11 protein-coding genes are annotated in these 9,651 nt (G+C 46.2%); 5 read left to right on the forward strand and 6 right to left on the reverse strand.

The features are described 5' to 3' along the window. Nucleotides 1–76: 76 nt before the first annotated feature. The 3 genes from QUA78_RS30655 to QUA78_RS30665 all read right to left on the reverse strand — a co-directional run bounded on the left by QUA78_RS30655 (nt 77) and on the right by QUA78_RS30665 (nt 2,693). A complete protein-coding gene (locus tag QUA78_RS30655; protein ID WP_333399196.1) occupies nt 77–1,186 on the reverse strand; it encodes a class I SAM-dependent methyltransferase in 1,110 nt (369 codons plus the stop codon). Continuing rightward, a complete protein-coding gene (gene purN, locus QUA78_RS30660; protein WP_333399197.1) occupies nt 1,179–1,850 on the reverse strand; it encodes a phosphoribosylglycinamide formyltransferase in 672 nt (223 codons plus the stop codon). Before purN ends, QUA78_RS30655 begins: the two co-directional genes overlap by 8 nt. Nucleotides 1,851–2,117: 267 nt before the next feature. After that, complete coding sequence (locus QUA78_RS30665) at nt 2,118–2,693, reverse strand: GNAT family protein (RefSeq protein WP_333399198.1); 576 nt, start codon at nt 2,691–2,693, stop codon at nt 2,118–2,120. Nucleotides 2,694–2,752: 59 nt separating this feature from the next. Between QUA78_RS30665 and QUA78_RS30670 the strand changes: the two genes are divergently transcribed. Further along, nucleotides 2,753–3,643 carry a sugar ABC transporter permease gene (locus QUA78_RS30670; protein WP_333399199.1) on the forward strand — a complete coding sequence of 297 codons (891 nt, stop codon included), beginning with the start codon at nt 2,753–2,755 and terminating at the stop codon, nt 3,641–3,643. 157 nt (nt 3,644–3,800) lie between these two features. Here the strand turns inward: QUA78_RS30670 and QUA78_RS30675 are convergent, their stop codons facing one another. Continuing rightward, nucleotides 3,801–4,418, reverse strand: a complete 618-nt coding sequence (locus QUA78_RS30675; RefSeq protein WP_333399200.1) for a DJ-1/PfpI family protein — start codon at nt 4,416–4,418, stop codon at nt 3,801–3,803. 78 nt (nt 4,419–4,496) lie between these two features. Here QUA78_RS30675 and QUA78_RS30680 point away from each other — a divergent pair, with 78 nt between their 5' ends. After that, complete coding sequence (locus tag QUA78_RS30680; RefSeq protein ID WP_333307136.1) at nt 4,497–4,862, forward strand: hypothetical protein; 366 nt, start codon at nt 4,497–4,499, stop codon at nt 4,860–4,862. 169 nt (nt 4,863–5,031) lie between these two features. On the opposite strand, the gene QUA78_RS30685 is transcribed toward QUA78_RS30680, so the two are convergent. Continuing rightward, complete coding sequence (locus QUA78_RS30685; RefSeq protein WP_172190106.1) at nt 5,032–5,178, reverse strand: photosystem I protein PsaX; 147 nt, start codon at nt 5,176–5,178, stop codon at nt 5,032–5,034. A 126-nt stretch (nt 5,179–5,304) separates the two neighbouring features. After that, the gene (lipA, locus tag QUA78_RS30690) at nt 5,305–6,261 is read right to left on the reverse strand and encodes a lipoyl synthase (RefSeq protein WP_333307138.1); all 957 of its coding nucleotides are present in this window, start codon (nt 6,259–6,261) and stop codon (nt 5,305–5,307) included. 198 nt (nt 6,262–6,459) lie between these two features. Here lipA and QUA78_RS30695 point away from each other — a divergent pair, with 198 nt between their 5' ends. From QUA78_RS30695 to QUA78_RS30705, 3 genes are all read left to right on the forward strand, one after another. Further along, a complete protein-coding gene (locus QUA78_RS30695; RefSeq protein WP_333225019.1) occupies nt 6,460–7,011 on the forward strand; it encodes a response regulator in 552 nt (183 codons plus the stop codon). 286 nt (nt 7,012–7,297) lie between these two features. Next, nucleotides 7,298–8,392, forward strand: a complete 1,095-nt coding sequence (locus QUA78_RS30700; RefSeq protein WP_333399201.1) for a PfkB family carbohydrate kinase — start codon at nt 7,298–7,300, stop codon at nt 8,390–8,392. 131 nt (nt 8,393–8,523) lie between these two features. Then, the gene (locus QUA78_RS30705; RefSeq protein ID WP_333307425.1) at nt 8,524–9,591 is read left to right on the forward strand and encodes a Rieske (2Fe-2S) protein; all 1,068 of its coding nucleotides are present in this window, start codon (nt 8,524–8,526) and stop codon (nt 9,589–9,591) included. Nucleotides 9,592–9,651 lie beyond the last annotated feature (60 nt).

Genomic DNA, 9,651 nt, shown 5'->3' on the forward strand with positions numbered 1-9,651 from the left:
TAGGCATTGACTTTTCATAAATATGGTTATATTGTATAATACAATATGCGTTTTAAATGCACAACAGCTTAACTCTTTACAAGCGTTTAACAAGTATCCACCGCAACTCTAACGGCGGTGTTTGTTGCACAGAAAATAAATCGCGCCCGCTAGCCCAACTGACAAACCAAGGTGTCGGCGGCCACGCAGAGTCAGGCAAATGTTTTTGTTCGTATTTAATCACAGATTCATCAGAAATAATTTCTAACGGCAAACCCTCTATTGCTGCTTGCAATTCTTCTCTGGTAATCAGATAAGACCAACACAATTCAGACATTTGTTTGACCATCTCGTCGGGTTCGTACCCATCTACTGCTAAGAAAGCACTGAATAAGATAAACCCGCCACTTAAAACAGCATCGGACATTTTGCCGAGGAACAGGCGGACTTGTTCGGGGTAGCGGAAATGAGAGAGAACTTCGGTAGCAATGGCTAATTTGTACCGATAAGTTTTCATCCTCAATAATGGGTCTAAAACGTCGCCTTGGGTGACATTTACCGGCAAGTTTTCGGCGGTTGCTGCTGCTGATAGTTTTTCGGCAAATATGGGTGTTAGTTCGATCGCATCCACGGAATGACCTAACCTTGCTAAAGGCAGACTATTGCGCCCTGGGCCCGCACCAACATCTAAAATAGGTGCTTTTCCCGGTTCGCCTAATTCGGCGGCAGTGGCGATGACTTTGGCATCGGGATGGCTGCCGAATAAAGGTTCGGGGCGAATATCCGGCCAGCTATGATATTTCTGGGCCATTGATTCGACTTGAATCTTGGTATTCAGAGTAATGCCGCCGGCTAAACCGCTTTGAGAATTGGCGGGAAAATATGAGACTATTAGATTAGCGTGGGGGGAATTTTTGAATCCTTCTGCTAAGGCGTTGGCGATTAATGTTCGCAAGTTTTCGGTTTGGGAAGCGTCGATGTTTTGCCCGAGAATGTTTAAGAAGTCTGACAGTAATTTAAGATAGTCGTCTAGCATCGATGGCAAGCAAGGCAGATAGAATTCTCCCTTGATGCCGATGTTCTTTTTGAGTCTTTCTTTGAGAATTAATTTCAGGCGATTGGAGTCTGTCAGCGGCGGGCCTGTTTCGGGTGATTCGCTGATGGGAAATTCCGGGGAAGATGCAGCACTGGTGAGGTTTTTAGTCACAATATTTTCGATTAGATTCGGCAATAAGTGCGATCGCACCGAGCATAATCTTGTGCTCTTGCACCTGAATTCTCGCGTGCAGCGTTTCTGCGGTATCATCAGGCAATACCGGCACCGCAGCCTGCATTAAAATCGGCCCGCTGTCTACTTCTAAACGGGCGATATGCACCGTACATCCGGTGATTTTAACCTTAGCGGCCAGTGCTTGCTCGACGGCGCGAATTCCTGGGAAACTCGGCAGTAAGCTGGGGTGAATGTTAATAACGCGATCGGGAAAAGCATCGAGCAAAACTTTGGTAACGATCCGCATCCAACCCGCCATCACTACCCATTCTACATCATACTCTTGAAAAGTTTTGACAATTTTTGTATCTAATTCTTCGCGACTTTTGCAGTCGCGGTGATTGAGCAGAATCGAGGGAATGCCGTATTTTTCTGCTCTGGCTGCGGCTTTGGCTTCGGGGTTGTTGTAAATTAATACTGGGATTTTAGCGTTTAGTTCTTGATTTTGGATGGCTTGGGCTATTACCTCGAAGTTGCTGCCGCTCCCTGATGCTAAAATTCCTAATTTTAATGGAGGATGAGCCGGCGCGATCGCACTTTTGCCAATCTCAGGAGAAATCAGGCAGGCATTGGAATTAACAGATACTGGATTAGCGGTCATTCGATTTTAGATTTTAGATTTTAGATTTTGGATTGACCCCACGGATAAATTCGGGGGCGTGAGGATTTTAGATTTTAGATTTTGGATTGATTCCACGGATAAATCACGTGGCGGGTACCACCTTTGAAATTCTTGGTCATAAAGATAAAAACTATTCACTCGTCTTCTACAATACAGGTAAAGGGTAAGGTGTGCTTCGGCGCAGTCTACATGGAGATATTGCCTAAGTCCTAAGTATATTGTTTTCTGTGACTTACTGATTCACCCCTATTCTACAATTTTATCAAAAAACTCTTCCCTGAGAAGCGAATAAAGTTTTAGATCCCAATATCTGTCTTTCACAAATAGATGCTGTCGCAATACCCCTTCCAATTGCATCCCCACTTTTTCCATCACCCTAGCGGAAGCAATATTGTTAACTTCACATCGAGCCATAATTCTATTCAGCAACATCTCCCGAAAGCCGAATTCAATCACTGCATTAACAGCCTCGCTCATGTATCCTTTGCCCCAATATCTTCTAGAAAGTGCGTAGCCAATTTCCGCGCGGCTGTGCGTCATGCTCCATTCCACAAATCCGCAAGTCCCGATAAACTTTTTGTCGGCTTTATGAACGATTCCCCAATCTACCAGCTCTCGTCTTTTGTACATTTTTGTAAGTGACTTGAGAAAATATTTAGTGTCTTCTAGTGAGGTGTGAGTTGACCACATTGTGTATTGTGATACTTCGGGGTTGGAGGCATACTCAAACATATCGCTTGCATCGTTTAAAGTAATTTTTCGGAGCAGGAGCCTCTCAGTTTCTATAGTGGGTAAATGAGCTAATATATCGAGAAGGTTCATTTTGACATTGACCTATATTGTGATACCATTTAAAACTAAAAGCTAAAATTTACAAGCCAATGGTTCGGATTAAATTTGGGCGTTTTAACTGGTTGGATAATGATGCGATCGCAGCTTGGACTTTTCTGGCCCCAGCTTTGCTGTTTCTGGGTACTTTTTTGATTTGGCCGATCGCCTATTTATTTTACCTCAGCTTTACCAGCGGCAGCTTTACCCAGTCGGGAGTGCGTTGGATTGGCTTGAACAACTACTGGCGTCTAGTCACCAACCCGGATTTCTGGCAAATTCTCCAAAACACGCTCTATTTTACTACTGCGACAGTCATTCCCAGTTTAGTGATTCCATTGGGCTTAGCAGTTTTGCTAAATCGCTCGTTTGCTTGGCGAGGAGCTCTCCGCACCGCTTATTTTATTCCTTCGATTACCTCTTTAGTTGCAGTTGGCTTGGGTTGGCGGTGGTTGTTTCAAACCGAAGGCCCGGTGAATAGTGTGTTAATGGCGATCGGCTTAAATCAAATTCCTTGGCTTAGCAGCACAGTTTGGGCAATGCCAGTGATAATTCTGCTCAGTGTTTGGAAACAATTAGGCTTTAATATGGTAGTATTTTTAGCAGGATTGCAAGCAATTCCGGTAAATCGTTACGAAGCAGCAGAATTGGATGGAGCTAATGCTTGGCAGCAATTTTTGTACATCACTTTACCCGGTTTGCGACCGACTTTAGTATTTGCTACCGTCACTACAGCTATTTTTACTCTGCGGAGTTTTGAGCAAGTTTACGTCATCACCGGCGGCGGCCCTTTAAACTCTACTAATTTGCTAGTTTATTATATTTACGAGCAAGCTTTTTCGCAATTTGATTTTGGCTATGCAGCCGCAGCGGCAACTTTCCTGATGGCTTTAGCTTTGGTATTAGTCTATTTACAACTAAAAGTTTGGGGCGAAGATGCTTGATATCACGTCCAGTAGCATCCTTCGTGTATGGGCGGGGCGGGTTTACCGAATTGTTTGTTGTAGGCAATTATGGTTGGTAAAACCCGCCCCAACGCGCAAATTATACAATTAACAATGCCCGATGCCCGATGCCCAATGCCCGATGCCCAATGCCCAGTTACCCATTCCCAATTTTATATTCCATGTGCTCTGCTGTTTGTTCAGCTTGTGCTGTTCCTAAAAGCTTGCCGACAACGTGCAAAGACATATCAATTCCCGCAGCAATTCCCCCAGAAGTGATGATTTTGCCGTTATCTACAAATCGCTGATTTTCGATAATAGTTGTGTTGGGAGCTAATTCTCTCAATAACTCCAATGCCCGATGGTGTGTAGTTGCTGCCAAACCTTCCAACAAGCCAGCTTTTGCCAAAAGTAGCGAACCCGTACAGACAGAAAGCACTAATTCTGCTGTTTGCGCACAATCTTTTATCCAATTAATAACTGCTGAATTATCGATTAACTTCCTCGTACCTTGTCCTCCCGGTACAATTAAAATATCCGGTGGCGGACAATCGGAAATGGTGCAGTGGGGATTTACGCTCAAACCGTTGCGGGCGTTGACAGCACCGGGATGTTCGGCTACGGTAGAGACTGCAAAAGGTCGTGAAGCGAAGCTATCCCGAAGGGAATCGCCCTTATTTAATTCTGATGTCACCGAAAACACTTCAAAAGGGCCTGCAAAGTCCAGTACCTCGACATCATCGAACATTAAAATAGCTACGTTCCTAGTTGCCATAAGACCTACTTCTGATAGAGGCAAAAAATCTCGGCGATTTGTTATCGTACAACTGGTATAATTTAAATTATTAAAGCTATGCCGAAAAATATTCGCCATCGCGCCATAAAAATCTGTCTTTTGTGTCTGGCTTGCGCCTTAGCAATTGCTGTTGCGCCAATTTTTACGCCCGCTCAATCCACAAGTCAATTAGAATTTCGCATTACTCAATTAGAAACTCAAATTTCTGAACTCAGAGGACAAATCTACAGTTTGCAGAATCAAGGTTCTAGAGTTAACCGGCCTCAGTCTCCTAACCTTCCGGGTGCTAGTCGGACAAATCCTAGAGTGCGGTCGGGAGACCCGATGTTTGATAATTTAGCAACTTTGGTAATTGAAACGAAGCAAGATGTTATCAAAATTAAAGAGCGGTTGTCAAAGCTAGAAGCGTCGAGAAATCGTTAGAGGAGTCATTAGTTAGAAGGAAGAGGGAAGAAGTCAGTAGTCATTAGTTAGAAGGAAGAAGTCATATTCTCGCCAACTCAAAACTCAAAACTCTCCCCCTCTCCCTCTCTCCGTCTCTTCGACGTTGAGGTCGAGAGCAGCAGGGTCTGCTAAAAATCAACTTGCAGAACTATTCAATGATATGGAAATAATAGGCTGCAACCAAAAAATTGATAGCTAACAGCAACAGAAACCAGGCTGCGCGAAAGGTGTAAGGGAACTTGCCCGTTTTCATCACGGACTCGGATTTTAATTGGTTCTTCGCTATCTCTGCCATAGGTAAAGCTCCTAATTCATAATGTCACTCTATTTACAAATAGCAGAGAGCGTCGCACTTATGCACAATCCTCTAGAGTTATTTTTTGTAACAACGAGTTTATACCGAGTTAAATAGAGATTAATTTCAATCGCTCTCTCCGGCGTGGTATGAACTGCGGACGAGAGGCCCCGATCGCACGCGCTCAAACCCCATCTCCCGGGCGATAGACCCAAAACGGTCAAATTCGGCCGGCGTCCAGTATTTGCGCACTGGGAGGTGATCTAGAGATGGTCTCATGTATTGACCGAGGGTGAGCCGATCGCACATGGCCTCCCGCAAATCTGTCATCGCTTCGACTATCTCGGCTTCGGTTTCCCCGTGCCCCAACATCAAACCGGATTTGGTGGGAATATTTGGGTCATATTGCTTAACAATACGCAGAACGTCGATCGAGCGATCGTACTTCGCCCCCCTCCGCACCGGCCCTTGCAACCGGCGCACCGTCTCAATATTGTGGTTGTAACAAGCCGGTTTAGCCTCCACCACCGTCCGAATCCGCTCTCGCTGCAACTCATCGAGCCCTGAATTCTCCCCCTCTGAACTCCTCCCGATTCCCCCCCAAAAATCCGGCGTCAGTACCTCAACTTCAGTATCCGGGTTCAAAAGGCGGATTTGGGCGATCGTCCTGGCAAACCAACCCGCACCCCCATCCGGCAAATCGTCCCTAGCCACCGAAGTCAGCACCGCATAGCGCAAACCCAACAACTGCACAGCCTCGGCCACCTTTTGCGGTTCCTCCGGGTCGAGGGGCATCGGAGAATGACCTTTATCTACTTGACAAAAAGCACAAGCGCGGGTGCAAGTCGGCCCCATCAACAAAAAAGTCGCCGTTTTTTGGGCGTAGCACTCGCCCCGGTTGGGACATCTGCCCTCCTCGCAAATCGTGTGAATTTGCCGCTGTTTAATAATTTTTTGCACTTGCGAAAGTTCGCTAGCTTTGCCAACGGGCCTGCGCAACCACTGCGGCATCGCCTCGATTTCACCCCGCATTTGGGCGGCAACTGCTTTGACTGTAGGAGTTTGAGGAGTTTGGGGCGACATATAATTAAGTGGCGATCGAGTTAATTCCTTCGATCGTATCCGAAATCAAAGCCCCTGAACTTGTAGGAGTATCACCCGAAATCAGAATTGCGCCTAGGTGCAACAAAACTAAACTCGCCCAGAATTATGGGTAGAATTCTGTTAGGGATATACTGAAGGTTGCAAATCATCACTCATTCATTACTGAAGGAGTCAGTCGTGGCTGGTCAAAAAATCTTGGTAATCGATGACAGTAAAGTCATCCGCGTCCGAGTCCGAGAGATGTTGCCTCAGGGTAACTTTGAAGTTCTAGAAGCAAAAGACGGCGAAGAGGGACTCAAACTGATCCGTCAAGCCCGTCCGAATCTAATTATGTTAGATTTCCTACTGCCGAAAGTCAGCGGTTGGGAAGTGTATCAAAAAGTGCAAGCCCATCCGGAGCTTTCTAAGATACCTTTGGTAATCATGTCGGGTCGCGAAGAAGAGGTGATGGAAAAAATTCCGAAACCCTTCGAGAAGCATTTTTTTGCATTCATCGCCAAACCTTTTGAGAAGAAGCAGCTAACCGAAGCAATCAAATCGGCGATGGTACTGGCGAAAAAGAAACCGGTGCCGGAAGCCCCAGCCGCCGCTGCTGCACCCACTTCTGGAGCGGGTGCGGCCGAAATTCAGGCGATGACTGTGAAAATGGCGAAAATGCAAGCGGAAATTGATGCACTCAAAAAACAAATGACTCAGGTGATTACGATCATCAAGCAGAAATTGAAATAATTCTGCTGTTTTTTGAAGGCACTTATGTAGAAGGAAACTTCCACACAGTAAAACTTTCTTTTGAGTCTGAATGGCTGCGCTTTTATCCGCATTTTTTTGCCCAATTGTTTGAGCGAGTGCGATCGCCAACAGCCTGCAACTGGTTTCTCAAAATCCCAGTCAGAAAATCAATTAAAAGTTAAAAATAAAACAAGGGAGGAAATTAATTATTAATTAATATTAGGATTTTTAATTCCCGCTCGTTCCACGCTCAATTATCAACTCCTCAGTCTCATTTTTTTGGTTAATGACTAACGACTATTCCGATTTTTTGCCTCAACTGCGTGCCTCAACAGAGCAATTATTGAAAAGATTAGACTGCTTCCATCGAGCGCAGGTATTAGCGATCGGAGATTTGACCTTGGACGAGTTTCTTACCGGACAAGTAGAGCGAATTTCCCGCGAAGCGCCTGTGTTGATTTTGCGCTACGAAAATACTCAGCAAGTACCCGGAGGTGGCGCAAATGCTGTCTACAATTTAGCCAAACTGGGAGGCAAAGTAAAAGTTGCTGGTTTGGTGGGAAAAGACGACCAGGGAAAGGCTTTGTGCGGTATTTTTGAGGCGGCGGGAATTGATACGGCTGGGATTTTAATCGATTCGCAGCGTCCAACTGTCACCAAAACTCGCATTTCCGGGCACGCGCGGCAGTCGGTGACTCAGCAAATTGTCCGAGTCGATCGCAAATCGGACGAGTTGCCGGATTTAGATTTGCAGTTGCAACTGGCAGACTACATCCGGCAGCAAATACCGACAGTAGATGCAGTGGTTTGTTCCGACTACGGCGACGGAGTTTTGACAAATTTGGCGATCGAATCGGCAGTGGTTCCCGGCAAAACAATTGTAGACGCTCAAACAAATTTGCAGCGATATTCTGGAGCGATGTTATTTACTCCGAACTTGCCAGAAGCCGAGCAAGCCGTCGGATATGCTATCAAAAACCCTCAAACTTTAATGCAAGCAGGACGCGATTTGTTGAACTTAACTCAAGCTCAAAAAATCCTAATTACTCGCGGCGAAGAAGGGATGACTTTGTTTGAAAGGGCGAACGGCGAAGAAATCAAAAATTCACCTTCTCCAACATCTATTTGTGAAAAGGGGGAATTTGCCATTCAAAGTTGGGACATTCCCCCTTTTAACAAGACTGATGTATTCGACGTAACCGGTGCTGGAGATACAGTCGTAGCAGCAATGACTTTAGCTTTGTGCGTCGGTGCATCGGGTTGGGAAGCGGCAGTTTTGGGTAATTTGGCTGCTAGCATTGTCGTGCGTCAATTCGGTACGGCGACAACAACTGTAGAGGAGATGAAAGAAGCTTTGCGATCGCTGATGAATCTGGAATAAACCTAAAATAGAAACTTTCGGGCGATCGATCGAGCATCTATCAGGACTTGAGTTTTTAATCCTGTTTTACTTCAGGCAAATACCCTGGCAGTGAGTTAATCTAGTTTATATATAAATTAGTTTAAAAACTTATGGCTGAGACTTCAGGCTATTACGTTCGCGCTGCGAAACTTGCAGAAGTCGAGACAAAGGGCAGTTTGTTAGTGAATTTGGAAAAACACACGATCGCCCTTTTTTACTCAAACGATCGGGTATACGCGATCGACAACCGCTGTCCCCACATGGGTTTTCCCCTCAACGGCAGCACTTGCAAAGATGGCATAGTCACCTGTCCTTGGCACTACGCCCGCTTTGATGTCGCCAGCGGCGGTACTTTTGACTCTTGGGCCGACGACGTGCGATCGTTCCCAGCGGAAATTCGCGACGGGGAAGTTTGGGTAAATTTAGCACAACAGCTTGACCCCTACTCCCACCAGCGCCAGAGACTTCAAGATGGGTTAGAACAAGGAATTTCTCTAGTCATTGCCAAGTCAGTGATTGCCTTGCTAGATATGGGGGCAACTGCCAGCGAACCTTTCCAAATCGGATTAGAATTTGGCACCCGCTACAACAAATCGGGATGGGATACGGGTTTATCGATCCACACCTGCTTGATGAATATCCTGCCTTATCTCGATCCAGAAGACCGACCCCCCGCCCTTTATCAGGGACTTTCGGCAGTGGCCCGCGATAGTGCAGGCGCACCTCCTCACTTTGCGGTTCACCCCCTGCCTAATGCTGAGGTTGATGCAGAGACACTCAAAAGCTGGTTCCGGCAATTTATTGAAATCAGAGACAGCGAAGCGGCGGAACGATGTTTGTTGACAGCAGTACGCGCGCCTCTTGAACGAGAACAAATTGCTGATATGCTGTTTGCGGCCGCTACTGACCACCGCTACATTGATGTCGGTCACAGCCTCGACTTTATTAACAAGGCGTTAGAAGCGCTGGATGCAGTGAATTGGCAAGGGGCAGAAACTGTTTTCGCGAGTTTGGTTGGTGGTTTGGCGAATGCGGCGCGCATGGAAGAGTCGAGTTCTTGGCGCTACCCTGTGGATGTGGTGGCAATTTTAGAGTCAGCGATGGCGCAGTTGCCGGCAGCTTTAGAAATGGGCCGATCGCACCGGGGCAATTGGTCGGGAAGAGTGCTAACTCAATAAAAAATTAGCCGGACATCACCGGACAATATGCTATAATAGAACAAGAGTTGAGGAAAAAGC

The organism is Microcoleus sp. K4-B3, assembly GCF_036704615.1.
Taxonomy (GTDB): Bacteria; Cyanobacteriota; Cyanobacteriia; order Cyanobacteriales; family Microcoleaceae; genus Microcoleus.